The sequence below is a fragment of the Leisingera sp. ANG-Vp genome, assembly GCF_000813725.1.
In the GTDB taxonomy this organism is placed as follows: domain Bacteria; phylum Pseudomonadota; class Alphaproteobacteria; order Rhodobacterales; family Rhodobacteraceae; genus Leisingera.
Window position 1 is genome coordinate 36,490 of the sequence record NZ_JWLD01000019.1, and the last position, 26,962, is coordinate 63,451.

Below are 26,962 nucleotides of genomic sequence, written 5' to 3' on the forward strand. Positions count from 1 at the left end.
CCTGGGCCACACCGCTGTCCATGTTACGCATTCAGGACATCACCTATTCCGTCGAAGGCCGCCCGCTGATCGATGGCGCCTCCGCCACCATTCCCACCGGCCACAAGGTTGGCCTGGTCGGGCGCAACGGCACCGGCAAGACCACCCTGTTCCGCCTGATCCGGGGCGAGCTGGCGCTGGAGACCGGCAGCATCTCCCTGCCCACCAAGGCCCGCATTGGCGGTGTCGCGCAGGAGGCGCCGGCGTCCGATGTCTCGCTGGTGAATACGGTGCTGGCCGCCGACACCGAACGCACAGCCCTGATGGCCGAGGCAGAGACCGCAACTGACGCGGCCCGCATTGCCGAGATCCAGACTAGGCTCTCCGATATCGGCGCCTGGTCGGCCGAGGCGCGCGCCTCCTCCATCCTCAAGGGGCTGGGCTTTGATGATGAGGACCAGAAGCGCCCCTGCGCCGACTTTTCCGGCGGCTGGCGGATGCGGGTGGCTTTGGCCGCTGTCCTGTTCGCACAGCCCGACCTGCTGCTGCTGGACGAACCGACCAACTACCTCGACCTTGAGGGCGCCTTGTGGCTGGAAAGCTATCTGGCGAAATACCCCCATACGGTGCTGATCGTCAGCCACGACCGCGGTCTGCTGAACCGCGCCGTGGGTGCGATCCTGCATCTGGAAGACAAGAAGCTGACCCTTTATCAGGGGACCTACGACACCTTTGCCGAAACCCGTGCTGCGCGCATTCTGGCGGCCCAGGCCGAGGCCAAGAAGCAGGAGGCGCGCCGCGCCCATCTGCAAAGTTTTGTCGACCGCTTCCGCGCCAAAGCCACCAAGGCGGTCCAGGCCCAGTCGCGCCTCAAGATGATCGCCAAGATGAAGCCGATCACTACCCCGCAGGAGGCGGCCCTGCGCGCCTTCACCTTCCCCGAGCCGGAAGAAATGTCGCCCCCGATCATCCATCTGGAAGGCGGCACAACCGGTTATGGCGACACGGAAATCCTGAAGCGGCTGAACCTCCGTATCGACCAGGACGACCGCATCGCGCTGTTGGGCAAGAACGGCCAGGGCAAGTCGACGCTGTCGAAACTGCTGGCCGACCGGCTGCCGCTGATGGCGGGCAAGATGACCCGCTCCTCCAAGCTGCGCATCGGCTATTTCGCGCAGCATCAGGTGGATGAGCTCTATGTCGATGAAACCCCGATCGACCACCTGCGCCGCCTGCGCCCGGATGAGGCCCCGGCCAAACTGCGCGCACGCCTTGCTGGTTTTGGCTTGGGTGCGGCGCAGGCGGAAACCGAGGTAGGGCGGCTGTCGGGCGGTCAGAAGGCGCGGCTCAGCCTGCTGATCGCCACCATCGACGCGCCGCATATGCTGATCCTCGACGAGCCGACCAACCACCTGGATATCGAGAGCCGCGAAGCGCTGGTCGAGGCGCTCACCGCCTATTCCGGCGCGGTCATTCTGGTCAGCCACGATATGCACCTGCTCAGCCTGGTGGCAGACCGGCTGTGGCTGGTCTCCGGCGGGTCGGTCAAACCCTACGAAGGCGACCTGGAAAGCTACCGGTCGCTGCTGCTGGCGCGCGAAAAACCCGCGCCCAAGGCAGAGGCGCCAAAACCTGCCAAACCCAAACGTGCCTCCCGCGATGTGCTGCTGGGCTTGCGCTCCGAGGTGCGCAAATCCGAGTCCCGCGTCGAAAAGCTCAGCGAAATGCGTGAAAAGCTTGACGAAAAGCTCGCCGACCCTAGCCTGTATGAACCGGGCAAGGCCGCCGACATCGAGGTCTGGCAGAAGAAACACGCTGAATGCCTGGAAGCGCTGGAACGGGCCGAGGGCCTGTGGATGGAGGCGCTGGAGAAGCTGGAGCAGGCTGAGGCGCAATGATCGACACCGCATTACTGATCACATCCTTTGTGACGCTGTTTGTGATTATCGACCCGATTGGCCTCACACCGATCTTCATCGCGCTGACCCAAGGCATGCCGCCGGCCCGCCGCCGCGCCATCGCGCTGCGGGCCACCATCACCGCCGCGGTGCTGCTAGCGCTGTTTGCAGCCCTGGGCGAGGCGGTTCTGGGATTCATTGGCATTTCCATGCCGGCCTTCCGGGTGGCCGGCGGTATTCTCCTGTTCCTCACTGCGCTCGACATGCTGTTCGAACGCCGCAACAAACGGCGCGAAGACCGCAGCGAAGAGGATGATTTCGACGATCCCTCCATTTTCCCCCTGGCGATCCCGCTGATTGCGGGTCCCGGCTCCATCGCCACGGTGATCCTGCTGGCGGGCCAGCAGCCCGGGCTGGCAGGTTTTGCCATGGTCATGGGTGTCGTGGCGGCGGTGCTGGCGATCCTCCTGGTGATGTGCCTGTTCTCCGGCCTGTTCGAACGGCTGCTGGGCAAGACCGGCATCACCGTTGTCACCCGCCTTCTGGGCATGCTGCTGGCCGCGCTCTCTGTGCAGTTTGTGCTCGACGGGCTGCGCGCATTCGGCTTTGCCGGCTAGCATAACGTCCCGGCCCGCCTACATTAAACTCAGGAGGTGAGCAGATGGGCGAAATAGAAATCGGGCGGTTTATCTATTTGGTGCTGCTGCTGATTGCAGTGGGGTCCTGGGTTTTTGTGCAAAACCGGCAGAGCATCGGCAAAACCCTGCAAATGTTTGCTGTCTGGGGATTTATTTTCCTCGGTGTCATTGCCTCCTACGGTCTGTGGGAGGACATCCGGCACACCGTTCGCCCCCAGCAAAGCGTTGCGGTTGATGCCGGCCGTGTCGAGGTGCCGCGCGCGCCGGACGGCCACTACTACCTGACACTGGACGTGAACGGCGCGGCCATCGAGTTTCTGGTCGACACCGGCGCCAGCCAGGTTGTGCTGAACGCGGCCGACGCCCAGCGCGCCGGAATCGACACCGACAACCTCGCCTATCTCGGCCGCGCCCGCACTGCCAACGGCGAGGTGCGCACGGCTTCTGTCTGGGTCGACGAAATCTCTCTTGGCGGCATCGCGGACACCGGGGTGCGGGTCTGGGTCAACGAGGGAGAACTGGAACAATCCCTTCTTGGCATGGGTTATCTGCAGCGCTGGTCGAGCATTGAAATCCGCAACGGCGCGCTGGTGCTGACCCGCTGACCCCTCTGCGGCGCCTTCAAAAACACCTTTCTGACACTTGAGGCGGATCAAGGATTTCCAGCCGCAAGGTTTTACTATGGGCAGCATCAGTCCAAATAGAAAGGAGCGTGACGTCCCCGTGACAGAAGCAGAACTGAAGCAGCTCCAAGAGAGTTACAGCAAGCTGAAGGACGGCGCTGGGGATACCCCCGTCTTCTTCTACGAAGCGTTGTTCCGCCATGCGCCAAACCTGCGCCGGATGTTCCGTGAGGATCTGGAAGGCCAGGGTATGAAGTTCATGACAACGCTCGGTGTCATTCTTGCCAAACTGAATGACGAAAGCGCTGTCGCCGCGCATTTCCAGGAACTGGGCAAAAAGCACGCCAGCCTTGGAGTCCAAACGCTGCACTTTGCACCGATGGAAGACGCATTGATCGACACCCTGCGCCACGCGCTGGGAAAAGACCTTACCCCGGAGCTTGAAAAACTCTGGCGCCAGGCCTTTGAAGAAATCGCGGACAGAATGATCCAGCGCGGCGGTATTCCGGAAAGCTAATCCCGGCAGCGGCTCCGGCTCAGCTGTCTTCGACAGTTGGCAGAATGAAACCGGTGACCGGGTAAACACGGCCAAAGGCACCAGGATTGCTTTCCAGGCGGACCGCGGACCAGTCGTTGTCCTCGGAAACGTCAATCACCGCCATACCCAGCGAGACCTTGTTTCGGTGCCAGTTGGCGTGGTTGACCTCGATCCTGCGGGAATCCTCGACTTTGGAGACTACCGCCACATGGCCCAGAGGGTTGGACCGCGTGGCACTGAAGGCCATCACTGCACCAGGCTCCGGGTTCTGGCCCCGGTCGAACAGCCCCTTCGCCTGGCCCCACCAGGTCTTGGCGTTGCCATAGATTTCGATACCGCTGGCGTTACGGGCAAAGGGGACGCACCACACGCGCTTGCCGCTGGACTGCAGGTTTTCCACCTGGCTCACAGCATATTCCAAGCGTGCGGCCTCAACCTCAGTCCGGCTGACCTGCCCCCCGTTCGGGCTTGCGCAATTGGCCAGGATCAGCAGCCCAGCGGCTGCAAGCGGCAGCTGCCGCGCCCGCGAAAACGCACGCTTCATGGTGATCTGTCCCCCAGTCGTCTTGTTCTTTTGGCGGGGAGCAATACTGCGGAACTGCGTTTCAGGCGAGCATTTCCTGCACAATTGAAACAAATCTGACCAGAATTGGCAGAAAACCGCCGAAAGCCGCGGGGTTAAAGGCTATTTCTCAGCCTTCTTCTCCCAGCGCCCGCTTTCTTCGGACCAGTACTGGGCAGAACAACCGGCGTCAGTCAGACTTTTCCATTGGCCGCGGGCGTGCTGCACCGCTTCCGGATCTGTTCCGTCAAACAGGACGCAGACACGGTTCAGAGCCTGCACCTCCTCCGGCGTGACCGCGGCGCCATCCACCGCCATCACACACTCAGGATTGTTGGCTGCCTCCTGCCCTGCCGTCAGCAGCACCGGCTGCAGCGCATCATGGGGACCGCCCGCCAGACCATGGGCCAGAAAGCTTTCCTCCGGCCCCAGCCACAGGCGGTCATCCAGCCAGGCCATGCGCTCGGGGTCGCGGCCGCGCACCGCAATGCGCCAGCCCGCCCCGCGCGCCTTGCCAAGGAGCACCGGCAGGGTCTCCTCCAGCGGCCCGCGCGTCAGATGATAGAAATAGGCAGCCCCCATGACCGCTTATTCCGCCTCGAACTTATCCGCGACCAGCCGGTTCAGCGCCATCACACCCCAGCCGGTGGCACCCTTGGGCGCGTAAGAGGTGTCAGACTTCACCGAGGCCACGCCGGCGATGTCCAGATGGATCCAGGGCATGTCTTCCTTGATGAACCGCTGCAGAAACTGTGCCGCGGTGATCGAGCCTGCCGGGCGGCCGCCGACGTTCTTCATATCGGCAATGCGCGACTTCAGCTGGTCGTCATAGGCCTTGCCCAAGGGCATCCGCCAGGCGCCCTCATCCTCGGACCTGGCCGCCTTCAGGAAGGCATTGCACAAATCGTCGTCATTGGAGAACACGCCAGCATTCTCATGCCCCAAGCCGATGATGATCGCACCGGTCAGTGTGGCCAGGTCAATGACACCCGCGGGTTTGAACCGCTCCTGCGCGTACCAAAGCACATCGCACAGAACCAGGCGCCCCTCAGCGTCGGTGTTGATGATCTCCACCGTGTCGCCCTTCATCGACTTCACCACGTCGCCCGGGCGGGTGGCGTTGCCGGAGGGCATGTTCTCGACCAGGCCAACCAGGCCCACCACATTCGCCTGCGCCTTGCGCAAGGCCAGCGCCTTCATGGTGCCGGTGACAACACCCGCGCCGCCCATGTCCATGGTCATGTCTTCCATGCCGCCCGCAGGCTTCAGGGAGATACCGCCGGTGTCAAACACCACGCCTTTGCCGACCAGTGCCAAGGGGGCCGCATCCTTGGCGCCGCCTTTCCACTGCATCACAGCCACCTTAGAGGGGCTGTCAGAGCCCTGCCCGACGCTCAGCAGTGTGCGCATGCCGAGCTTCTCCAGATCCGCCTCTTCCAGAACTTCGACCTCCAGGCCAATGTCCTTCATCTCTTCGATGCGGCGGGCAAACTCGGTTGTGGTCAGCACATTGGCCGGTTCATTGACCAAGTCACGGGTCATATGCACGCCCTCAGCCACAGCCAGAAGCGGCGCACAGACGGCTTCCAGATCGGCCGGGGCCTTGGAGGCAATCACCACTTCGGCGTCAGGTTTGTCGTCCTTGGGCGATTTGTGGTTGTCAAAGCCATAATCGCGCAGGGCAATCCCCATGGTCAGGTCGGCTGCCTTGTTCATGCTGCCCGCCATGACGGTCAGCACCTTGCCCGCCGCAGCCTTGGCCAGCTTGGCACCCGCCTTGCGGGCCTCCACCGGGGTCAGCTTGCGCGGCAGCACCAGAACCAGCAAAGCCTCAGCCTGCATGCCCGCAGGCCAGCCCAGCGCAATCACATCGCCGGTCTTCGCCTTTTTGAAGCCGTCCGATTCGATCAGCCGGGCAATTGCGCCTTTGGAGAGCCGGTTGGCGCTGCGGGCGGCCTGATCCATGCTGCCCTCGGGCGTGACCATCACCGCCACGCGGCCGGTCATCCCGGCCAGGGCCTTGGGGTCGTACTCGGCAAACCGGATCGGGGTAAGGCTGCTCATTCCACTCTCTCCTGCTGGTATCGCTTGATTGTTGGGTAAAGAGGTACCGTGCCGGAACGGGCTTGGCCAGACCTGGTGTTACCCCGCGCCATCCGCGGTCCGCCGCCTGTCACAGGCACCGGGTGAGAATGCAGTTTTCCCCGCCCGGCAAATCCTCTAAGGTCCCGCAAAATAACAATGGCAAGATCTGGGGGGATCGGGTGTCACGCTACGACAGGTATGTGCTGTCACAGTATCTGCTCTTCTTCGGCTTTTTCGCGCTGATTCTGGTGGCCGTCTTCTGGGTCAACCGGGCTGTTGTTCTGTTTGACCGTCTGATCGGCAACGGCCAGTCGGCGCTGGTGTTTCTGGAGTTCACCGCGCTCACCCTGCCGAACCTCATTCGCATGGTGCTGCCGATTGCCGCCTTCGGGGCGTCTGTCTGGGTGACCAACCGGCTCAACAGCGAAAGCGAGCTGACGGTGCTGCGCGCCACCGGCACCAGCCCCTGGCAGATGGCACGCCCCGCCCTGGCCTTTGGCGTCATCACCGCGCTGATGATGTCGGCGCTGACGCATTATCTGCTGCCTGCCTCGATCAGCCAGCTGGAGGTGCGCGAAAGCGAAGTCTCGCGCAATATCACTGCCAAGCTCCTCAGCGAGGGGGATTTCCTCCACCCTGCGGATGGTGTCACCTTCTACATCCGCCAGATCGACCCGGACGGCACCTTGAACGATGTCTTCCTGTCGGACCGCCGCGATCCTGAGGTGACCGTGACCTACACCGGTGCCCGCGCCTTTCTGGTGCGCGACGAAGGCAGTGCCCACCTGATTATGGTTGAAGGGATGGCACAGCGGCTGGACAAGAAGACCCAGCGGCTTTCAACTACCTTCTTCTCGGATTTCTCATATGATATCAGCGCTTTGGCGCGGCAAGCTGAGAATCCGGCCCGCAATATCCGTGCCATTCCCAGCCTTGAGCTGCTGACCAGCACCGCCGCAGTGACTGCAAAAGACGGGTATTCCGCCGGCGCCCAAGCCGAGGAGCTGCATCTTCGGTTTGCCCGCGCTCTGGTCTGCGTGGCGGTGACACTGATCGGGTTCTCGGCACTGATGATGGGCACATTTTCGCGCTTCGGGGTCTGGCGGCAAGCTTTCCTGGCCTTTGTTGTGCTGATCTTTGTCGAAGGGCTGCGCGGCGTGGTCTCCGAACCGGTGCTGGACAATGCCAGCCTTTGGCCGCTGCTCTACCTGCCGACGGCGCTGGGGATCGGCATCGCTTTTGTGTTCCTGACCCTTGCAGCCCGTCCCAAACGGATACGCGGCCGGCTGCCGGAGGCACCGGCATGAAGCTTGATTTCTACTACGCCCGCCGCTTCCTGCAATGGTTCCTGATCATCTGCGCGGTGCTGATGACACTGGTCGTGCTGATCGACCTCAATGAACAGGTGCGCCGCTTTGATGCGCTTGACCTAAGCCTGGCGCAGCTCGTTGGGCTGACTTTGCTGAATGTTCCGCCCGCGCTTAGTGAATTCCTGCCGCTGATCATGATCCTGACCACCATCGTGCTGTTTGTCGGCCTGGCCCGCAGCAGCGAGCTGGTGGTGACCCGCGCCATCGGCCGCTCGGGCATCCGGGCGCTGGCGGCACCGGTGCTGGCCGCAGCCGCGATCGGAGGGCTGGCGGTCACCATGCTGAACCCCATCGCCGCGGCCACCGCCAACCGCTACCAGGATCTGGCCGAGACCTACCACAACGGCGGCCCGTCGGCGCTGTCGCTGTCAGGTGAAGGCCTGTGGCTGCGCCAGGGCGGCGCCCAGGGCCAGTCGGTGATCCACGCCAAGGGCTACAGCGGCGACGGCGCTGATATCACCCTGCACGACGTTTCGATCCACAGCTACACGACTGCAGGCGGGCCGGTGCGCCGGATCACCGCTGAAAGCGCACGGCTGATGGGCAGCCACTGGGTGCTGACCAACGCCAAATCCTGGCCGCTTGCGGCGGGCATCAACCCGGAATCCGGCGCTGCCCAGCACGAAGAGCTGCAGCTGCCCACAACACTCACCACCGACCGCATCCGAGATACGCTGGGCACTGCCAGCGGCATCTCGATCTATGACCTGCCCGCCACCATCCGTGAGCTTTCGGCCGCCGGTTTCACCACCAAACGCTACGAAGTCCGCTATCAGGCTGAGCTGGCCCGGCCGCTGTTCCTGATCGCCATGGTGCTGGTCGGCGCGTCCTTTACCATGCGGCATGCACGCTTTGGCGGCACCGGATTGGCGGTGCTGATGGCCGTTTTGCTGGGATTCGGGCTTTATTTCATCCGCAATTTCGCGCAAATCCTTGGCGAGAACGGGCAAATTCCGGTGGCGCTCGCTGCCTGGGCTCCGCCTGCCGCCGCGATACTATTGACCTTGGGACTGCTTCTCCATGCCGAAGACGGGTAACCTGCGCCGGGCGCTGCTCCTTTCCGCCGTGCTGCCCTGGCTGGCGCTGACGGCCCCTGCCCCGCAGGCACAGACCGCCGCGCCGCCGGATCCCGCGCAGCCCGCCATGCTGGTCGCTGATCAGGTCTTTATCACTCCTGACCGCACCCTGGTGGCGGAGGGCAATGTCGAGGCGTTCCAAGGCAATATCCGCCTGAAAGCCAAAAAGATCACCTTTGACCAGAGCAACGGCACCCTGCAGATCGAAGGCCCGATCCGCATCGACCAGGATGGCGACATCACCATTCTGGCCAATGCTGCCGAGATGGACCGCGACCTGCGCAACGGCCTGCTGACCGGCGCCCGCATGGTCTTCCAGCAGCAGCTGCAGCTGGCCTCGCTGCAGATGACCCGGGTCAGCGGCCGTTACACCCAGCTCTACAAGACCGCCGTTACCTCCTGCCACGTCTGCGACGACGGCCGGCCGCCGCTCTGGCAGATCCGCGCCGAGCGGGTGACCCATGACCAACAGGAACGCCAGCTCTACTTTGAAAGCGCTCAGCTGCGGGTGCTGGATGTGCCGGTCTTCTACTTCCCGGCGATCCGCCTGCCGGACCCGTCGCTGGACCGCTCCTCAGGTTTCCTGATTCCGTCGCTGCGTTCCACTTCGAACCTCGGCACCGGCGTCCGGCTGCCTTACTTCTTCACGCTCGGCCCGCACCGCGACCTGACCGTTGCGCCTTATGTCTCTTCCAGCACCCAGACGCTGGATCTGCGCTACCGGCAGGCTTTCCGCCGCGGCCGGATCGAATTTAATGGCGCCTACACCCGGGATGACCTGTTCCCGGGTGAGGACCGCGGCTACATCTTTGGCGAAGGCCGGTTCGATCTGCCCAACGACTTCCGCTTCACCTTTGACGTCAAGGCTGTCTCGGACGACGGCTATCTTGCCGACTACGGCCTGCCCGATCTGGACCGCCTGCGTTCCGAGGCGGTGCTGACCAGAGCAAAGCGCGACCGCCTGTTCCGTGCCTCGCTGACGCACTACAAAACCCTGCGCGACAGCGAAATTCAAAGCGAGATCCCCTCCGGCATTGCCGAAGCCTTCTATCAGGCACGCCACCGGCCCGCGCTCACAGGCGGCGAGCTGCGGCTGACGCTGCAGGGCCATGGCCATTACCGCAGTTCCAGTGAATCCGCGCTCTCAATAACGGATGCCAACGGGCGCGACCTGACCAGGCTTACTGCTGACATCGATTGGCGCCGAAGCTGGCAGCTGGGCAGCGGAATACTGGCGGAATGGGAGGTGGGTGCTGCAGCCGACGCATTCCGCGCATACGACGACGATCTTTTCACCGAAGAGGTCACCCGCCTGACCCCGCGCAGCGCCGTGACCTTCCGGCTGCCGATGAGCCGCCGCGAAGCCGGCGGCGCCACCCAGTATCTGGAGCCGATCCTGCAGCTGGGCTGGCGCGACGAGGGGGGCGGCGATGTTGTGAGCGAAGAAAGCCGCTTTGTCGAATTCGGCCAGGGCAACCTGCTGTCGCTGTCGCGGTTCCCGGCCACGGATGCCCGCGAGGATGGCTTGACCCTGGTCTATGGCGCCAACTGGGCCCGCTATGCCCCGACCGGCTGGCAGGCCTATGCCACCGTGGGCCAGGTGCTGCGCCGCGAGGGCGACAGCCGCTTCACTAAAAGCTCCGGTCTCGGCGGCACGTCTTCGGACCTGCTGCTGGCAGGCCAGCTGAAATTCGGCGACGGGCTGGCGATCTCCAGCCGCGGCCTGCTGAACGGCTCGCTGAACTTCTCCAAGGCGGAATTCCGCGGCGACTGGCGCACTGAACGCTCCAGCCTCTCCGGCACTTACCTGTGGCTCGGCACCGACCCGGAGGAAGACCGCACCGAGGAGACCTCGGAACTGTGGTTCGACGGCAGCTACGATTTCAATCCCAGCTGGTCGGCCAGCGCCCGGCTACGCTATGACGTCTCTGACGCACGCGCCACCCGCGCCGGCCTTGGTGTCGCTTACAGCAATGAATGCGTAACGGTCGACCTATCGGTCAACCGCCGCTATACCTCAACAACAAGTGTTGAGCCGACAACCGATTTCGGCTTTACCATCTCGCTCAGCGGATTTTCCGTGAAAAGCGGCAAAAAACAGTACAGGCGGTCATGCAGCAAGACGTGAATACCCGGTTCCCGGCATCTTTCCTTTCCCGCGCTCTCAAATCAGCCGCTGCGCTGGCACTGGCTGCAGGCCTAAGCCTGAGCGGCCTGCCCGCAGACGCGCAAAACCTCTTTGCCCCGGCAATCACGGTGAATGACGAGGTCATCACCCGTTACGAGCTGGAACAGCGCGCCCGCTTCCAGGCCGCACTGCGGGTGCCTGGCGATCCTCTGGAAACGGCCCGTAAGGAGCTGATCGACGACCGTCTCAAACTGGCGGTGCTGGAGGAGGCCGGGATCATCCTCTCCGACGAGGATGTTACTGCGGGCATGGAAGAGCTGGCCGGCCGCGCCAACCTGTCGCTGAACGACTTCCTGACTGCGCTGCAGCAGCAGGGTGTTGAGCCGCAAACCCTGCGCGACTTTGCCAAGGTCGGGCTGGGCTGGCGCGAATACACCCGCGCCCGCTTTCTGGCCCGCGCGCGCCCTACGCCGGATGAAATCGACCGCGCCATGGGCGCCTCCGGCACCGGCAGCGTCCAGGTCCTGCTGAGCGAATTCATCGTGCCGATCAACGATCAGAACGCGGCCCAGGTCGAAGATCTGGTCGATCAGGTTGCCCAGCTCAAAAGCTATGACAGCTTCTCGGCCGCTGCCGCCCAGTACTCCGCCGCCGCCAGCCGCAATGACGGCGGCCGCCTGCCCTGGATGCCGCTCACCAAGCTGCCGCCCCAGCTGCAGGAGGTCGTGCTGGCGCTGAAGCCGGGAGAGATTTCCGAGCCCCTGCCGCTGCAAGGCGCGGTTGCGCTGTTCCAAATGCGCGGCGTGCGCGAAGTGGAAGGCGCTGCCCCCCGCTACACTGCCATTGAATATGCAACTTATTACCTGGCCGGCGGCCGCAGCCCCGAAACTCTCGCCGCCGCGCAGAGGGTGGTGAACAGCACCGATACCTGCGATGATTTCTACGGGCTTGCCCAGGGCCAGGATCCTTCGGTGCTGGACGTCCAGAGCCTGCCGCCCTCGGAGATTCCTTCCGATGTCGCCCTTGAGCTGGCCAAACTGGACCCGAATGAAACCTCCACCGCGCTGACCCGCAACAATGGCCAGACGCTGATGGTGCTGATGCTCTGCGGCCGCACTGCCGACCTGGGTGAGGACAGCTCGCGCGACACCGTCGCCAATGCGCTCACCGCGCAAAGGATGACCTCTCTGGTCGAGAGTTTCCTGGTGCAGCTGCGCGCCGACGCGCGGATCGACATCAAATGAGCGGTTCCGGACCCATTGCGCTCAGCTGCGGAGAACCCGCAGGCATCGGTCCGGAAATCGCGGTGAAGGCCTGGGAAGCGTTGCGCGGCAGCTGCCCGTTCTTCTGGATTGGCGACCCGCGCCACTTGCCCGCCGGGACACCGGTCAAAGAGATCGCCGCCCCGGCGGAAGCCAAGGCCGCATCTGCTGACAGTTTTCCGGTGCTCCCGCTCGCCTTCGGCGGCAGCACAGCCAAGGGCACCGCGGACCCGGGCAATGCCGCCGGAGTGATCCAGTCGATCGAAACCGCAGTCCGTCTGGTTCAGGCAGGCGAGGCTTCCGCCGTCTGCACTGCCCCCATTCACAAGAAAGCACTGATCGACGGCGCTGGCTTTGCCTATCCCGGCCATACCGAGTTTCTGGCTGCGCTGGCCGGCCGCGATCGGGTTGTGATGATGCTGGCCAGCGAGCAGCTGCGGGTGGTGCCCGCAACCATCCACATCGCCCTTGCCGAGGTGCCCAAGGCGCTGACCCCGGAACTGCTGCGTGAAACCGTAGAGATCACCGCCGCCGGCCTGCGCGGCCAATTCGGCATCGACGCGCCGCGCATCGCGGTCGCGGGCCTCAACCCGCACGCCGGCGAAGGCGGTGCCATGGGGTCCGAAGAACTGAGCTGGATCAACGGCCTGATAGCGCAAATGCAAGTCGAAGGGCTGAGTGTCACGGGTCCGCATCCGGCGGACACGCTGTTTCACGCCGCCGCCCGCGCCCGCTACGACGCGGCGGTCTGCATGTATCACGATCAGGCGCTGATCCCGATCAAAACGCTGGACTTCGACCGCGGCGTCAATGTGACCCTGGGCCTGCCCTTCATCCGCACATCGCCGGACCATGGCACCGCCTTCGACATCGCAGGCACCGGCCAGGCCAACCCCGCCAGCCTGATCGAAGCCCTGAAGCTGGCGCAGCGGATGGCCGCCAGCCCTTGATTCTTCTTCTGGCGGGAAATATCCCCGCCAGAGGCATGAATGTTCCGGCGTGTTGCCTGCGCCCTGTCCCAAGGTCCACATCATGAGCGCTATCGACAGCCTTCCCCCTTTGCGCGAAGTGATCGCAACGCATCAGCTGTCGGCCCGCAAATCCCTGGGCCAGAACTTCCTCCTGGACTTGAACCTCACAGCCAAGATCGCCCGCCAGGCCGGCGACCTCACCGGCTGCGACGTGCTGGAAATCGGCCCGGGCCCCGGCGGCCTCACCCGCGGACTGCTGGCCGAAGGCGCCCGCCGGGTGCTGGCGGTGGAGAAAGACAGCCGCTGCCTGCCCGCACTGCAGGAAATCGCTGACGCCTACCCCGGCCGGTTCGACGTGATCAACGGAGACGCGCTGGAGATCAACCCGCTCGAGCACCTCACACCGCCGATCCGCATCGCCGCCAATCTTCCCTACAACGTCGGCACCGAGCTGCTGGTGCGCTGGCTGACACCCAAGGAATGGCCGCCGTTCTGGCAGAGTCTTACCCTGATGTTCCAGCGCGAGGTGGCCGAGCGCATCGTGGCCCAGCCCGGCTCCAAGGCCTATGGCCGCCTGGCCATTCTGGCCCAGTGGCGCGCGGATGCAAAAATCGTGCTGTCGCTGCCGCCCGGCGCCTTTACACCGCCGCCCAAGGTTTCCAGCGCGGTGGTGCATCTGGACGCCCTGCCCGCGCCCCGGTTCGAGGCCGACGCGGCAGTCCTGTCGCGCGTTGTTGCCGCTGCCTTCAACCAGCGCCGCAAGATGCTGCGTGCGTCGCTCAAGGGCATCTCACCCGATATCGAAGCGCATCTCACAGCCGCAGGCATTCCGCCCACTGAACGCGCTGAGCAGGTGAGCCTGGAGGCTTTCTGTGCCCTGGCGCGTGAAGTCGCCAAAGCCTGACGCATCGTTTTTCCTGTCTTTCTCCGGAGGTCCGTTTTCCGATGACCCAAGCCGCTGTTTCCCGCCCGACGCTTCTGTCCGTCAATGTCAATGCCGTCGCCTACCTGCGCAACCGGCGCGAGGTGCCCTGGCCGAACCTGATCGACATCTCCCGTGCCATCCTTGAGGCCGGCGCCCATGGCATCACCGTGCATCCCCGCCCGGATGAGCGCCACATCCGCTTTTCCGACCTGCCCGCACTGGCAAAACTCACCCGCGAGGAATTCCCGGACACCGAATTCAACATCGAGGGCTACCCCACCCGCCACTTCATCGACCTGGTGCTGGAAAACAACCCGCATCAGGTCACGCTGGTGCCGGACACGCCGGAGCAATCCACCTCGGATCACGGCTGGGATTTTGCCAAAGACGGCGAGATGCTGCTGCCCATCGCCGAGGAATTCAAAGCTGCGGGCATCCGCGTCTCATACTTCGTGGATGCCAACCCCGCCGACCCAGCCCTGGCACAGCAAGCAGGCGCAGACCGGATCGAATTCTACACCGGTCCCTATGCCGAGCAAACTGCGCCGGAAGCAGTTGCCAGCGAGTTGGCCAAGATCAAGGACACCGCCGACGCCGCCCGCGCGCTTGGCGGCTTGATGATCAACGCAGGCCACGACCTGACAGTCGAGAACCTGCCTGGCCTGCGCCAGGCGATCCCGGATCTGGCCGAAGTCTCCATCGGCCACGGCCTAACCGCCGACGCGCTGATGCTGGGTTTCCCCGAAGCTGTACGCCGCTACCTGAGGGTGCTCGGCCACAACGATTAAACAACACAGGCGTTTCAACTACTTAGCGGCTCCGGCCTTTGTGCGGCCAGAGCCCTGCAGCGTCATGACTCACAGTTTCGTGACACTGTTGTGAATTGATTGGCTCCTCTCATTATGTACTGATTGGTTCCCATAAAAATAATCAATCAGTACCAAAGGGAGGTACCCATGAAGAAACTTCTGGTCACATCGCTTTGCGCCCTGTCGCTGATGTTCAGCAGCCCGCAGGCGGAAGCAGGTTCTGAAAGCCTGGCAACCCATGTTGTGAATTCCACCAGCCGCGGCATTGCCATGGACGGCTTCGATCCGGTCGCCTATTTCACTGCAGAGACTGCGACCAAGGGCGATCAGGCCCACCGGCACCAATACAAGGGCCGTACCTGGCTGTTTGCTTCAGCAGAGAACCGCGACAGCTTTGCCGCTGCGCCGGAGAAGTATGCACCGCAGAACAATGGCTGGTGCGCCTGGGCGGTGGCACACGGCTATGCTGCGGAGACCGACTTTATCAACGGCTGGTTTATTGCGGACGATAAGCTCTACGTCACCTGGTCGGCCGAGGTAAAAGACCGCTTCCTGCAGGACAAGGCCAGCCTCTTGGCTCAGAACCAGGCCAACTGGAGCACCGTTCATGCCGGGCTGCAGCAAGGCTCTGTCAAGTTCGTCTCCCATTCGCAGCGCCCGAATCTGGGCTTTCAGCATCCGCAACAGCTGCCGGACTCCTGACCCCAGCTGCGGTTGAACCCCAAGCTGCCCGCAACTATGCTCCCTCTGCGCCGCCCTGCATCCTGCCGGGCGGCGTTTGCAGCGAGTGAGGCCCCGCGCATGAGCAGACCCCGGCAATTCGATGAGAAAGACGCTTTGGAAGGCGCCATGATGCTGTTCTGGAAGCGCGGCTATGGGGGCACCAACCTGCCTGACCTGCTGGACGCGATGGGTCTCACCCGCGGGTCTTTCTACAAGGCTTTCACCGACAAGCATTCGGTCTACCTGCAGGCGCTGGACCACTACGGCGAGACCCGGATGGCCAGAGCCCTTGGCGAGCTTACCGACCGGAACGGCCCGCCGCCGCATGAGCGGCTGACCAATTTCTTCTACCGCACTGAAAACACCCCGCTGCGCCCGGCGCCGCGGATCGGCTGTTTCCTCTGTAATGTGATGGTGGAAATGGCGCCGTTTGACGCAGAAAGCGAAGCCCGCTGCCATCGGATTTCGCAGCGGCTCTGGACCGCACTTTATTCGATTGTACAGGAATCGGCACCCGATCAGCCGCGCGATGTGCTGGAGCGCAAAGCCACCGCGCTGCAGCGGCTCTATCTGGGCTCCCACGCAATGGGCCGCATGGGAGCGTCGTTTGATGCCTGGCCGGATCTGCTGCAAGAGCTGCTCTGACCCGGGACAGCTGCGGGAAGGTTGAGCTTATTCCGCCGCTTCCGGAGCGTCGGCAGAGCCCTCGTCCGGCTTGGCCTTCGGCTTGGGCTTGGCCCGTGAACGGGTGGCCTTCTTCGGCTTTGCTTCCGCGTCACCGCCCTCAGCCGCCGGTACCGGCGCCGCCTCTTCCGCCTTAGCCGCAGGTTTGCGGGTGCGCGGCTTGCGGGCTGGAGCCTTCTTTGCAGGTGCTTCAGCCTGGGCCTCAGCCGGAGCATCGGCAGGCGCTGCCGCCTGGCTTTCCGGGGTCTCGACCAGGCCGCTGTCTTCGCCGTTGCCGTTGTCGCCGCGCGGGTCGATCACTTCGGGCTGCGGTGCCGCCGCCGGGTCTGCAGCCGGAGCCGGTGCCGCCGCTGCAGCTGCCGCCGCTTCACGCTCCTGGCGCTCAAGCCGTTCGGCACGCTCGCGGTCGCGCTCGGCCTGGCGCTCGCGGTTCTGGCGCTCCTGCTCCTCGCGGCGCGCTTCGATCTCGCGCTGTGCCTCGTTCAGCATCCGCAGGTAATGCTCGGCGTGCTGCTGGAAGTTCTCCGTCGCAACCCGGTCATTGCTCAGCTGGGCATCGCGTGCCAGCTGGTTGTACTTGTCAATGATCTGCTGCGGGGTTCCGCGCACTTTGCCTTCGGGGCCCGAGCTGTCGAACACCCGGTTGACGACATTTGCGCCATTGGGGCGATTCCGGTTCGACTTGGAACGTGAACGTGATTTGGACGATCTCATCTGCCTAACGTCAGCCTTGAATTAATGCGCCGTAGACCCTGTTCAGCGCGCCTCAGCGCCGGATCATCAGCTATTTTGGGCTTGATGCTGCGGGAGGGCTTGCAGAGCTCTCTCCTCAAGCAGCCCCTCTGAGTAACCATGTTACAGAGCCCCTTACAAGGGGCACAAGACGAATTTCAGGGATTTTTCTTTCTAAAACACGAATTTTGGCGCTAAATTCCGCTCTTTGCGCCGGAATGCGCCCGCACCACCCGGTCACGGCCATCCAAATCAGGCAGCACCGAGATGCCGCTTAGCCCTGCGGCTTCCAGCAGCGCACTGACGGCCTGCCCTTGCGTCGGGCCGATCTCCAGCAGAAGCCGCCCGCCCGGTGCCAGATGCGCCGCCACCGAGGACGCAATTCTGCGGTAAGCGCCCAGCCCGTCGCCGCCATCGGTCAGTGCAATCCCCGGCTCATGGCCGCGCACCTCTGCCGACAGGCCGTCCATCTCGTCCAGCGCGATATAGGGCGGGTTTGAAACGATCAGATCGAACTGCCCCTCAACCTTCCCGAACCAGTCTGACTGCTGGATATCCGCGCGCATCTCAACCCGGTGCAGCACCGCATTGGCACTGGCCTGCAGGCAGGCCGCCTCGCTGATGTCCACCCCCAGCCCTGTGGCCTCCTGCCGCTCCGCGAGAAGCGTCACCAGGATGCATCCCGACCCAAGACCCAGGTCCAGCACCCTTTCATAAGGCTCGGCCAGCGCCGCCTCGATCAGAATCTCGGTTTCAGGCCGCGGGTCCAGCACATCGCGCGACACCTTGAAGCGGCGCCCGTAGAATTCCCTCTCGCCGATCAGATGCGACACCGGCACCCGCACGGCGCGCAGCGCAATCAGCTGCTCGTAGCGTTCCGCAATTTCCGGCGCCAGTTCTTCCGGCGCAATCAGCGTGACCCGGCTGGCTTCGATCCGCGCGGCATGGGCCAAAAGCACCCGCGCATCGCGCGCCGGGTCCTGCACCCCTGCCGCCCGCAGCCGGGCCGTTGCTGCTGCCATTGCCTGTGCCGCGGTTTCCGCCATGCTCACCGCTCCTTCTTCACTGGCCCATCTCGGCCAGCAGCCGCGCCTGGTTGTCGGCCGTCAGCGCATCGATGATCTCATCCAGGTCGCCGCCAACCACCTGATCCAGCTTGTAAAGCGTCAGGTTGATACGGTGGTCGGTCATCCGGCCCTGCGGGAAGTTGTAGGTCCGGATCCGCTCCGAGCGGTCGCCCGAGCCCACCTGGCTGGCCCGGTCCGCCGAACGCTCGCTGTCGATCCGCTGCCGCTCCAGATCATAAAGCCGTGTTTTCAGCACCTGCATGGCAATCTCGCGGTTGCGGTGCTGGGATTTCTCCGAGGAGGTCACAATCAGCCCCGTCGGCAAGTGGGTGATCCGCACCGCCGAGTCGGTGGTGTTCACATGCTGCCCGCCAGCCCCCGACGCCCGCATGGTATCGATGCGGATGTCGTTCGGGTCGATATGAATATCCACATCCTCCGCCTCCGGCAGCACCGCCACCGTCGCCGCAGAGGTATGGATGCGCCCGCCGCTTTCTGTCGCTGGCACCCGCTGCACCCGGTGCACGCCGGATTCATACTTCAGCCGGGCAAAGACGTTCTCGCCCTTGATATGGGCCACCACTTCCTTGATGCCGCCCAGCTCGGTCGGCTGTTCTTCGATGATGTCGAACTTCCAGCCCTGCGCCTCGGCATAACGCTGATACATGCGCAACAGGTCGCCGGCAAACAGCGCCGCCTCATCACCGCCGGTGCCGGGGCGGATCTCCAGCATCGCCGGACGGGTGTCGGCCGCATCCTTGGGCAGCAAAGCCAGCTGCAAAGCATGCTCCGCTTCCGGGATCGCGGCCTTCAGCTCCGGGATCTCTTCCTCCGCCAGATCCTTCATATCCGGATCCGCCAGCATCAGCTCGGCCTCCTCCAGATCGCTCAGCAGCCTGCGGTAGGTGCCGATCTGTTCCGCTACCGGCCGCAGGTCGGAGTATTCCTTGGCCAGCGCCGCAATATCCCCGCCCCCGGCGCCATCCGCCATTGCGGCTTCAAGATACTGAAACCGCTGCAGGATCTGTTCCAGGCGTTCTTCGGGGATCATGGCGGACCTGTTTCCGTTCTTGTTTTGGCCAATCGTCCCCCATGTGATATGCTAGACCCATGCGACATGCCAGAGTCCTTATTGCCACAATCCTCCTCACTCTGCCCGGCCTGGCGCTGGCGGATGTGAAAGGACCGGGCGGCAAAACCATCGACTGCTACTGCACCGACAAATCCGGCTCCCGCGTGGAGCTGGGAGAGCTGCGCTGCCTGCAAGTCGACGGCCGCATGTTCATGGCGCAATGCCAGATGTCGCTGAACGTGCCGATGTGGCGCGAGGTGCAAAGCAGCTGCCTGTCGGCGTCGCTGGGGGATGCGCCAACAGTGTCTGAGGCTCCATTGGAAATGCCGAAGTTGTAGTCCTCAAATCCCTACGCGGTCTGCCCCATCAAGGAACATACTGACAGCCAAAAGCGCTCCTTTTCCGGATGAGTTACCATGGCCGATGCCTTTCAAGGATATCAGTCGAGTGAGATCCATTCTCTGCAGTCTGCCAATAATTGCTTGTAACTTTTCCGAGCCTCCGCGGGCGCGTACATTTTGTTTACTAACCCTGCGATGAAACAGGATTTAAGCGGGCCAATTTCCACCTCGCTTGGCGGCTTCTCCTTCCAAAGTTCTTGCAGTTTCTTATCGAGATCCCCCATCGCAACAATAACGACTGCGTGGCTGGAGGAGCCATCATAATATCCTGGCCGCACCCTATACAGGTGGCTGTATCCGGTGCTCACAGCTGTATTGAACTCTCCCCTGTAAGCCGATGGAACCAAGTCTCTTTCTTCCATGCTTCCAAGCACCAGCAGGATCACATCCGCGTCTCGCGCTGAATACCAGTCTCCGCTTCTATCGAATGTGTCGAGGCTCGCGGAATGCCTCCAAAGAAACTCGAAGAATTTCGGTGGCGCTCCATACACACTCAATTTCAGAGACTCTGCGAAAGCGCTGGTGGAGAAAATCCACAAGGACAAGCTAAGGTGCAGCAACAGCCTCGCAGCTCTGCGGAGCAAAACGAACCTAAAAGACTTCATCAAATCATTCCCTTTAGCGAACAATATCCCTGTAACATACGCCATCTGCACCGCCGCCGGGTCAAGGGTGGAGCAGCCACCGCGCTCCAGCGCGGCTTGCCCTTGACGCGGTAAAAACAAGCACAATTTAGACGACGTCTTCAGGTGCAGCCCAGCCCCTGAAGTACTTCTCAGCAAAAACCATGGCTCATCGGCCTATGGCCGATGAGCCTGCGCCGCGCGTCAGCGCGGCGCCACGCCCAACTGCGAGGGGCTTTTTCCAAAAGCCCGCGAACAGGCGGGAGCCCTAGCTCACTCGCCAGCGGAAGCAGCTTGCGGCGCCGCTTCCATCTCCGCCAGCCATCCGTTGATCCGCTCCTTGTTGGCCCCCAGATCCGAGCGGCCGAACCGCAGGCGCGCGTAGACCTTCAGCAGGTCGCCGTCCTGCGCCGCGGTGGTGTAGTCGGGAAAACCCAAGAGCTGTGTCCGGGTGATATAGGTCGCCATCCCGTCCGCAGGCCCGCCTGCCAGCACGCTGGTGCGCGGCGCGGTGCTGGCGATCTGGTGGAACCGCTCCAGCCCGTCCGGGCCGGTGCGCACCACCCGGAACACGCCGCCGCGGAACTCCTTGTCCTCGGTGAACTCCGGCTGGGTGTTCCAGTCCAGCGGATCGCTCGGCGCCAGGCGGATGAACCCCAGCCCGGCCACCACAGCAGCCAGCAGAACCCAGCCGAACAGCATCAGCCGCCTCAATGCGGTTTCAAGGTCAACCCTTGCCTCCTCCTCCCTGCGCGGCCCTCCCCCGGCCTTTTGCGTGAGGCCAGACCGCTTATCTCGTTGCCACGCCCGGCAGCACACAGAGCAGCTCATAGAGCAGATTGGCGCCAACCAAAGCCGTGTTGCCCGAAGGATCATAAGGCGGCGACACCTCCACCAGATCGCAGCCCACGATATTGATCCCCTTCAGCGACCGGATCAGCTCCAGCGCCTGCGGCGTGGTCAGCCCGCCGATTTCCGGCGTGCCGGTGCCCGGCGCATAGGCCGGGTCAAGACTATCGATATCATAGGTGACATAGACCGGCCTATTGCCGATATCGCGGCGAATTTCCGCACCCATCTGATGCAGCTGCCGGCCCCACAGCTCCTGTGCCGGGAAGTGCTGGAAACCCCAGCTTTGCGCCTCGGAGAAATCGGTGGCGGCATAGCCGGTGCCGCGGATGCCGATCTGATAGGTCTTGTCCGGAACAATCAGCCCTTCCTCGTAGGCGCGGCGGAACACGGTGCCATGGGTCTCGCGCTCGCCGAACATCTCGTCGTTCACATCCGCATGGGCATCCACATGCACCAGCGCAACAGGGCCATACTTTGCGGCAACTGCCCGCAGGATCGGCAGGGTGATCGAATGATCGCCGCCCATCGCCACCGGGATCACCCCGCCGGCCAGGATCGCATCATAGCTTTCCTGGATAATCCTGAGCGATTCCTTCAGTGAAAACGTGTTGATCGCCAGATCGCCGATATCGGCGATGTTAAGGCTGTCAAACGGTGCAGCACCCGTGGCCATGTTATAGGGCCGCAGCATCGCGCTTTCGGCGCGGATCTGCTTGGGGCCGAACCGTGTGCCCGAGCGCCATGAGGTGCCGATATCCATCGGCACGCCGACAACGGCAACATCCAGCCCCTCCAGCGAGGTTGCCTGCGGCAGCCGCATATAGGTGTTCGGGCCCGAGAACCGGGCCAGGTCATTGCCGCTGATCGGCTGATTGAAGTCAGTCATTGTCTCTCATGTTCCAGCCCAGAAGGCAGATGATTTCCGTCGCCACATGTGCCCCGGCAATAGCAGTTGCGCCGGTTGTGTCAAAGGGGGGAGAGACCTCGACCACGTCGCCGCCCTTGATATTGATGCCGGCAATCTCCCGCAGGATGCGCGAGGCCTGCGCCGAAGTCAGCCCGCCCCACACAGGCGTGCCGGTGCCGGGCGCATAGGCCGGATCCAGGCAGTCGATGTCAAACGTCAGGTATGCGGGCCGGTCGCCCAGGATCTCCTTGATCCGGCGGGCGGTCTCGACGGGGCCGATCTCATGCACCGTCGGCGCGTCGATGATGTTGACCCCCAGCGTATCATCATTGGTGGTGCGGATGCCCACTTGCACCGAGGTCGCCGGGTCCACAATCCCCGATTTCACCGCCTTGTAGAACATGGTGCCATGATCGACGCGGTCCATATTGTCATCCGGCCAGGTGTCGGTATGGGCATCGAACTGCAGCAGCGAAATCGGCCCGTATCTCTCGGCATAGGCCTTCAGGACCGGAAAGCTGATGTAGTGGTCGCCGCCCAGCACCACCGAGGCCGTATCCGTGTCCAGGATACCGCGGATATGCTCGGTCAAGGCGCCCGGAAACGCCGGCACATTGGCGTGATCAAAGGCCAGGTCACCGTAATCGGCAATCGCCAGCGTGCTCAGCGGCTTATGCGGCCAGCCGTAAGGCTCGTCCGGGCTTTGCAGGGTGGACGCCTCGCGGATCGCCCGCGGACCCAGCCGGGTGCCGGGCCGGTTGGTCACCGCCTGGTCAAAGGGCACGCCTGTGACGGCAATATCCACACCGGTCAGGTCTTTAGTGTATTTGCGGCGCAGAAAAGACGTGGCCCCGCCAAAGGTGATCTCAAAACTCAAGCCCTTCAGATCCTCGCGGGTGAAGGCGTGGTCAATCATGTGTTTTGCGTCTTCCAAAGCCATGGCGGAGCGTCCCTGTTGTGATGCGTTGCTTTTGATCAAATACCCGCTTCGCAGGCCTCTGTCATCCGTCCTGAACGCTCAGCCGGCCACCGGTTGCGCCCGCTCGACCAGGCGGGCAAAGAAAGACGCTCCCACCGGAGCGATCTCGTCGTTAAAGTCATACTTCGGATGATGCAGCCCGGCGGTATCCCCTTGCCCCAGGAACAGATACGACCCGGGCCGCGCCTGCAGCATATAGGCAAAATCCTCGGCGCCCATCTCGCGCCCGCCCTCAGGCTCAACATTGCCTTCGCCGGAGATTTCGGCGGCGACCTCCACCGCAAAAGCTGTTTTCTCTGCATCGTTGAAGGTGGCAGGATAGCCGACCTCATAATCCAGCTCCGCCTCAACGCCGTAGCTGGCGGCCTGCCCCGCCACGATCTCCTTCATCCGCCGCATCACCATCTTCTGCACCTCCGGATTGAAGGTGCGCACGGTGCCGTTGATGTAAGCCGTATCCGGGATCACATTGTCGACGGTGCCGGTGTGAATCTGGGTCACAGATACCACCAGGTCCTCCAGCGTGTGGTGGTTGCGGCTAACGATGGTCTGGATTGCTTGGGCAATGCCGCAGGCCGCCATCACCGGATCGCGGGTCTCCTGCGGCATGGCGCCATGGCCGCCAACCCCTTGAATATGGATGTGGAAGGTGTCCACAGCTGCCATCAGTGCCCCCGGCGTGGTCAGGAAGTGCCCCTCCGGCAGGCCCGGCGCGTTATGCAGCGCATAGACTTCGCCAATATCAAAACGCTCCATCATGCCCTCCTCGACCATGATGCGGGCGCCGCCGATCGCTTCTTCCGCAGGCTGGAAGATCAGCGCCACCCGGCCCGAGAAATTGCGGGTCTCCGCCAGATACTTTGCCGCCCCCAAAAGCATCGTGGTGTGCCCGTCATGGCCGCAGGCGTGCATGTTGCCTTCATGTCCGGAGACATACTCCACCCCGGTTTCCTCCGGGATCGGCAGCGCATCCATGTCGGCACGCAAACCGATGGTCGGCCCGTCTCCCTGCCCGTTGATGATCGCCACCATGCCGGTCTGCGCGATGCCCTCATGCAGTTCGTCCACACCGAACTCCCGCAGCCGCTCCGCCACAAAGGCGGCGGTCTTGGGCAGGTCCAGCGCCAGTTCCGGGATCTGGTGCAGATGCCGCCGCCAGGTCTTCATCTCCTCGGCGTAATCGGCAATACGGTTCACTACGGGCATTAGGGTGGACTCCTGCTCCAGACTCGGGATGATGCATCTGACACCCAAACAAGAGCAGCCGCAATGCCCCAAACAGACCTGATCCACGATGAAACCGCAGGCATCGAACGCCTCTTGGAAATCATGGCCCGCCTGCGTGACCCTAAGTCCGGCTGCCCCTGGGACATCGAACAAAGTTTCGCCACCATCGCCCCCTATACCATTGAAGAGGCTTACGAAGTTGCCGACGCGATCGAACGCGAAGCCTGGGATGAACTGAAGGGGGAGTTGGGCGACCTCTTGTTCCAATCCGTCTTCCACGCCCAGATGGCGCAGGAAGCGGGCCACTTCTCATTCCAGGACGTGGTCGCCGCCATGTCCAACAAGATGGTCTCGCGCCATCCGCATGTGTTCGGAGACGAAAGCCGTGAAAAATCCGCCGAACAGCAGACCCGCGACTGGGAGGCAATCAAGGCAGCTGAGCGTGCCGGCAAGGAACAGAAAGGCACGCTGGACGGGGTCGCAGCCGGCCTGCCCGCCCTGCTGCGTGCTTACAAGCTCCAGAAACGCGCTGCCCGCGTCGGCTTCGACTGGCCCTCGGCGGACAATGTCATTGCCAAGATCACCGAGGAATGCGCCGAGCTGGTCGAGGCCCGCGACACCCTCACCCATTCGGAAGTTGAAGAAGAATTCGGCGATCTGCTCTTCGTAATGGCCAACCTGGGCCGCCACCTTGGTGTCGAACCCGAAGCGGCCCTGCGTGCCGCCAACGCCAAATTCACCCGCCGTTTCCAAGGCGTCGAGGCCAAGCTTGCCGCCCGCGGCAAACGCCCCGAGGACAGCGACCTGGCGGAAATGGATGCGCTCTGGGACGAGGTCAAAGCAGACGAGCGCAGCTGAGCGCCCCCCGCTTCTTCTTTGCTTCAATACTCAATCCCCGGCGGCGCAGCCGCCGGGCAGCAGAAGGCTAAAGACCCGGTTTCAGGCCAGGCCGGCTTTTTTCAGATTGGCCATGATGGTCTTGAAGTCCTCGATGATTTTTTCCTTCTTCATCAGGTCCTTCCATAGCTTCTCTGCGGTCTTCTTGTCGCCCACAGCGATATTGACCATCACGTCTTTCAGCTTCTTTGCGTCGGTGATCCCCAGCAGCTTGGCCGCCTTCTTGGGATCGCCCATCCCGTTTTCGGCCACGTACTTCTTGTATTCATCGCTGCCGGTGAACCCCATCACGTCCTTGTTCAGCATCTTGACGACCTCGTCCTTGCCGGTCGCGATGAGCTTCTTCCACTCAGCATTCTTAAAGTCGCCCTTGTCCGCCAGAACCTGTGCCGCCTTGTAGGTCTTTGAGGTGATATTGACCGGCTCCTTGCCTTTTTTCTGATCCATGTAGCGGGTCCAGAGCGACTCCGGATTGCCCTTGTTCTGAGTGAACATGAACTCATTCAGGCAGTAGCGCCGCTTGCAATAGTCCATGTAAGCGGCGGTCATTTTCTTGTCTTTCAGGATATCGCCAACAACTTTGGGCTCTTTTGCCATCTGATGTATTCCCCATTCAAAATCAGCAACGTGCATTTCCTGGCAAAACCGCGCCGCACCAATACCACCCGAAACCGGGCCTAAAATATCCGCACCGGCTGCCGGGCCATCCCGCCCGGGCTGCCGCTGCGTCAAGCAAACATAAGAAGCAATCGCCCAAGCCGCAAAGGCCGGGTGCAGAAAATCTCCGGAAATTTTCACAGACCTGCCCGGCAGCGGTTCAATCCCGGACAGACACAGCGTAGGCTCACGGCTCAGCCGCAGCGGAGTGAGCCATGAGCGCCAGAAAAATCATCATCGACACCGACCCGGGCCAGGATGATGCAGTGGCCATCCTGCTGGCGCTGGCCAGCCCGGAGCAGCTCGATCTCCTGGGCATCACCTGCGTTGCCGGCAATGTGCCGCTGCCGCTCACCAGCAAAAACGCCCGCATCGTCTGCGAGGCGGCAGGCAAGGCAGACGTCCCTATCTATGCAGGCAGCAAGACACCGCTTTCGCGGCCGCTGATCACCGCCGAACATGTGCATGGGCAAACCGGGCTCGACGGGCCAGAACTGTGGGAGCCGCAGATGCCGCTGGCCGAGGGCCACGGCGTCGATTTCATCATCGAGACCCTGCGCAGCCATGAGCCCGGCACCGTCACCCTTTGCACCCTCGGCCCGCTCACCAACATCGCCGCCGCCTTCAACCGCGCCCCGGATATCATCGAACGGGTGCAGGAAGTGGTGACGATGGGCGGCGCCTATTTCGAGGTCGGCAACATCACCCCCGCCGCCGAATTCAACATCTACGTCGACCCGGAAGCCGCTGAAATCGTTTTCAGATCAGGCGCTCCGATCACCGTCATGCCGCTTGATGTGACACATAAGGTGCTGGCCACCAAACAGCGTGTCGAGGCCATCCGGGCGCTCAACACCCGCGTGGGCCATTTCACCGCCGAAATGCTCGATTTCTTCGAACGTTTCGACGTGGAGAAATACGGCTCCGAAGGCGGCCCGCTGCACGACCCCTGCGTGATTGCCTGGCTGCTCAAGCCGGAGCTATTCTCCGGCCGGCATGTGAACGTCGAAGTCGAGACCCAGTCGGAACTCACTCTCGGCATGACCGTCGCCGACTGGTGGGGCGTCACAGACCGTCCCCCCAACGCCCTGTTCATCGGCGACGCGGATGCAGACGGCTTCTTTAGTCTCCTGACCGAAAGGCTCGCCCGCCTATGAGCGCCGCCCTGCATCTCGCCAAGCCCGAGCATCTGGACACAGTGCTGACGCTGGTTGCCGCCTTCCACGCCGAGTCCGGGCTGGACACCACGGACGACCACCGCCGCGCCGGGATCGAGC

Annotated in this window: 28 protein-coding genes and 1 pseudogene; 17 read left to right on the forward strand and 12 right to left on the reverse strand. The window is 63.0% G+C overall.

The genetic code is table 11. The features are described 5' to 3' along the window. The first annotated feature begins 20 nt into the window (after positions 1–20). The 4 genes from RA20_RS07535 to RA20_RS07550 are packed head-to-tail and all read left to right on the forward strand — an operon-like array spanning position 21 to position 3,655. Complete coding sequence (locus RA20_RS07535; RefSeq protein ID WP_039126337.1) at positions 21–1,877, forward strand: ABC-F family ATP-binding cassette domain-containing protein; 1,857 nt, start codon at positions 21–23, stop codon at positions 1,875–1,877. Further along, complete coding sequence (locus tag RA20_RS07540) at positions 1,874–2,494, forward strand: MarC family protein (RefSeq protein ID WP_039126231.1); 621 nt, start codon at positions 1,874–1,876, stop codon at positions 2,492–2,494. The genes RA20_RS07535 and RA20_RS07540 overlap by 4 nt, the downstream gene beginning before the upstream one ends. Positions 2,495–2,538: 44 nt before the next feature. Continuing rightward, positions 2,539–3,120 carry a retropepsin-like aspartic protease family protein gene (locus RA20_RS07545; RefSeq protein ID WP_039126234.1) on the forward strand — a complete coding sequence of 194 codons (582 nt, stop codon included), beginning with the start codon at positions 2,539–2,541 and terminating at the stop codon, positions 3,118–3,120. A 37-nt stretch (positions 3,121–3,157) separates the two neighbouring features. After that, positions 3,158–3,655, forward strand: a complete 498-nt coding sequence (locus RA20_RS07550) for a globin domain-containing protein (protein WP_241482223.1) — start codon at positions 3,158–3,160, stop codon at positions 3,653–3,655. Positions 3,656–3,674: 19 nt separating this feature from the next. Here RA20_RS07550 and RA20_RS07555 read toward each other — a convergent pair whose 3' ends face one another. The 3 genes from RA20_RS07555 to RA20_RS07565 all read right to left on the reverse strand — a co-directional run bounded on the left by RA20_RS07555 (position 3,675) and on the right by RA20_RS07565 (position 6,302). After that, positions 3,675–4,220: a CHAP domain-containing protein gene (locus RA20_RS07555; protein ID WP_039126239.1), complete on the reverse strand. Its 546-nt coding sequence runs from the start codon at positions 4,218–4,220 to the stop codon at positions 3,675–3,677. A gap of 141 nt (positions 4,221–4,361) precedes the next feature. Then, complete coding sequence (locus RA20_RS07560; protein WP_039126241.1) at positions 4,362–4,820, reverse strand: DNA polymerase III subunit chi; 459 nt, start codon at positions 4,818–4,820, stop codon at positions 4,362–4,364. 6 nt (positions 4,821–4,826) lie between these two features. Then, a complete protein-coding gene (locus RA20_RS07565; RefSeq protein WP_039126243.1) occupies positions 4,827–6,302 on the reverse strand; it encodes a leucyl aminopeptidase in 1,476 nt (491 codons plus the stop codon). Positions 6,303–6,502: 200 nt separating this feature from the next. Between RA20_RS07565 and lptF the strand changes: the two genes are divergently transcribed. From lptF to RA20_RS07610, 9 genes are all read left to right on the forward strand, one after another. Beyond that, positions 6,503–7,630: an LPS export ABC transporter permease LptF gene (gene lptF, locus RA20_RS07570; protein WP_039126340.1), complete on the forward strand. Its 1,128-nt coding sequence runs from the start codon at positions 6,503–6,505 to the stop codon at positions 7,628–7,630. After that, positions 7,627–8,730 carry an LPS export ABC transporter permease LptG gene (gene lptG / locus RA20_RS07575; RefSeq protein WP_039126245.1) on the forward strand — a complete coding sequence of 368 codons (1,104 nt, stop codon included), beginning with the start codon at positions 7,627–7,629 and terminating at the stop codon, positions 8,728–8,730. The genes lptF and lptG overlap by 4 nt, the downstream gene beginning before the upstream one ends. Beyond that, the gene (locus tag RA20_RS07580) at positions 8,714–10,897 is read left to right on the forward strand and encodes an LPS-assembly protein LptD (protein ID WP_193748793.1); all 2,184 of its coding nucleotides are present in this window, start codon (positions 8,714–8,716) and stop codon (positions 10,895–10,897) included. Before lptG ends, RA20_RS07580 begins: the two co-directional genes overlap by 17 nt. After that, complete coding sequence (locus RA20_RS07585; RefSeq protein WP_039126247.1) at positions 10,882–12,141, forward strand: peptidylprolyl isomerase; 1,260 nt, start codon at positions 10,882–10,884, stop codon at positions 12,139–12,141. Before RA20_RS07580 ends, RA20_RS07585 begins: the two co-directional genes overlap by 16 nt. Beyond that, positions 12,138–13,109, forward strand: coding sequence for a 4-hydroxythreonine-4-phosphate dehydrogenase PdxA (gene pdxA, locus RA20_RS07590; protein WP_039126250.1), 972 nt, complete (start codon positions 12,138–12,140; stop codon positions 13,107–13,109). Before RA20_RS07585 ends, pdxA begins: the two co-directional genes overlap by 4 nt. Before the next feature lie 82 nt (positions 13,110–13,191). Further along, positions 13,192–14,034 carry a 16S rRNA (adenine(1518)-N(6)/adenine(1519)-N(6))-dimethyltransferase RsmA gene (gene rsmA, locus RA20_RS07595; protein ID WP_039126253.1) on the forward strand — a complete coding sequence of 281 codons (843 nt, stop codon included), beginning with the start codon at positions 13,192–13,194 and terminating at the stop codon, positions 14,032–14,034. Between the two features lie 41 nt (positions 14,035–14,075). Further along, positions 14,076–14,843 (forward strand): pyridoxine 5'-phosphate synthase, encoded by a 768-nt coding sequence (locus tag RA20_RS07600; RefSeq protein WP_039126258.1) that lies wholly within the window; start codon positions 14,076–14,078, stop codon positions 14,841–14,843. Between the two features lie 168 nt (positions 14,844–15,011). Next, complete coding sequence (locus RA20_RS07605) at positions 15,012–15,566, forward strand: YHS domain-containing (seleno)protein (protein WP_052248881.1); 555 nt, start codon at positions 15,012–15,014, stop codon at positions 15,564–15,566. Between the two features lie 99 nt (positions 15,567–15,665). Beyond that, positions 15,666–16,232, forward strand: a complete 567-nt coding sequence (locus RA20_RS07610; RefSeq protein ID WP_193748794.1) for a TetR/AcrR family transcriptional regulator — start codon at positions 15,666–15,668, stop codon at positions 16,230–16,232. Between the two features lie 27 nt (positions 16,233–16,259). Here RA20_RS07610 and RA20_RS07615 read toward each other — a convergent pair whose 3' ends face one another. The 3 genes from RA20_RS07615 to prfA form a co-directional block, all read right to left on the reverse strand. Further along, positions 16,260–16,985, reverse strand: coding sequence for a DUF4167 domain-containing protein (locus RA20_RS07615; RefSeq protein WP_039126262.1), 726 nt, complete (start codon positions 16,983–16,985; stop codon positions 16,260–16,262). Positions 16,986–17,197: 212 nt separating this feature from the next. Next, on the reverse strand, positions 17,198–18,049 hold the full coding sequence (gene prmC, locus RA20_RS07620; RefSeq protein WP_193748795.1) for a peptide chain release factor N(5)-glutamine methyltransferase: 852 nt from the start codon (positions 18,047–18,049) through the stop codon (positions 17,198–17,200). 16 nt (positions 18,050–18,065) lie between these two features. Further along, entirely contained in the window at positions 18,066–19,121 is a 1,056-nt protein-coding gene (gene prfA / locus RA20_RS07625; protein ID WP_039126269.1) for a peptide chain release factor 1, read from the reverse strand. Positions 19,122–19,180: 59 nt separating this feature from the next. Here prfA and RA20_RS07630 point away from each other — a divergent pair, with 59 nt between their 5' ends. After that, complete coding sequence (locus RA20_RS07630) at positions 19,181–19,480, forward strand: hypothetical protein (RefSeq protein ID WP_039126272.1); 300 nt, start codon at positions 19,181–19,183, stop codon at positions 19,478–19,480. A gap of 101 nt (positions 19,481–19,581) precedes the next feature. Here the strand turns inward: RA20_RS07630 and RA20_RS07635 are convergent, their stop codons facing one another. From RA20_RS07635 to RA20_RS07655, 5 genes are all read right to left on the reverse strand, one after another. After that, on the reverse strand, positions 19,582–20,325 hold the full coding sequence (locus RA20_RS07635) for a hypothetical protein (protein WP_152618455.1): 744 nt from the start codon (positions 20,323–20,325) through the stop codon (positions 19,582–19,584). A 114-nt stretch (positions 20,326–20,439) separates the two neighbouring features. Next, positions 20,440–20,868 (reverse strand): DUF1499 domain-containing protein, encoded by a 429-nt coding sequence (locus RA20_RS07640; protein ID WP_446720148.1) that lies wholly within the window; start codon positions 20,866–20,868, stop codon positions 20,440–20,442. A gap of 88 nt (positions 20,869–20,956) precedes the next feature. Further along, complete coding sequence (gene speB / locus RA20_RS07645) at positions 20,957–21,904, reverse strand: agmatinase (protein WP_039126281.1); 948 nt, start codon at positions 21,902–21,904, stop codon at positions 20,957–20,959. Next, on the reverse strand, positions 21,897–22,865 hold the full coding sequence (gene speB, locus RA20_RS07650; protein ID WP_039126284.1) for an agmatinase: 969 nt from the start codon (positions 22,863–22,865) through the stop codon (positions 21,897–21,899). Before speB (RA20_RS07650) ends, speB (RA20_RS07645) begins: the two co-directional genes overlap by 8 nt. A 78-nt stretch (positions 22,866–22,943) precedes the next feature. Continuing rightward, complete coding sequence (locus tag RA20_RS07655) at positions 22,944–24,110, reverse strand: M20 aminoacylase family protein (protein ID WP_039126289.1); 1,167 nt, start codon at positions 24,108–24,110, stop codon at positions 22,944–22,946. Between the two features lie 63 nt (positions 24,111–24,173). Between RA20_RS07655 and mazG the strand changes: the two genes are divergently transcribed. After that, positions 24,174–24,989, forward strand: coding sequence for a nucleoside triphosphate pyrophosphohydrolase (gene mazG, locus RA20_RS07660; protein WP_039126292.1), 816 nt, complete (start codon positions 24,174–24,176; stop codon positions 24,987–24,989). A gap of 81 nt (positions 24,990–25,070) precedes the next feature. On the opposite strand, the gene RA20_RS07665 is transcribed toward mazG, so the two are convergent. Continuing rightward, positions 25,071–25,625 carry a hypothetical protein gene (locus tag RA20_RS07665; protein ID WP_152618456.1) on the reverse strand — a complete coding sequence of 185 codons (555 nt, stop codon included), beginning with the start codon at positions 25,623–25,625 and terminating at the stop codon, positions 25,071–25,073. A 275-nt stretch (positions 25,626–25,900) separates the two neighbouring features. Between RA20_RS07665 and RA20_RS07670 the strand changes: the two genes are divergently transcribed. Then, positions 25,901–26,842, forward strand: a complete 942-nt coding sequence (locus tag RA20_RS07670; protein WP_039126298.1) for a nucleoside hydrolase — start codon at positions 25,901–25,903, stop codon at positions 26,840–26,842. Next, positions 26,839–26,962 (forward strand): annotated as a pseudogene (locus RA20_RS26110) (GNAT family N-acetyltransferase); the annotation flags it as partial. The gene RA20_RS07670 and the pseudogene RA20_RS26110, both read left to right, overlap by 4 nt.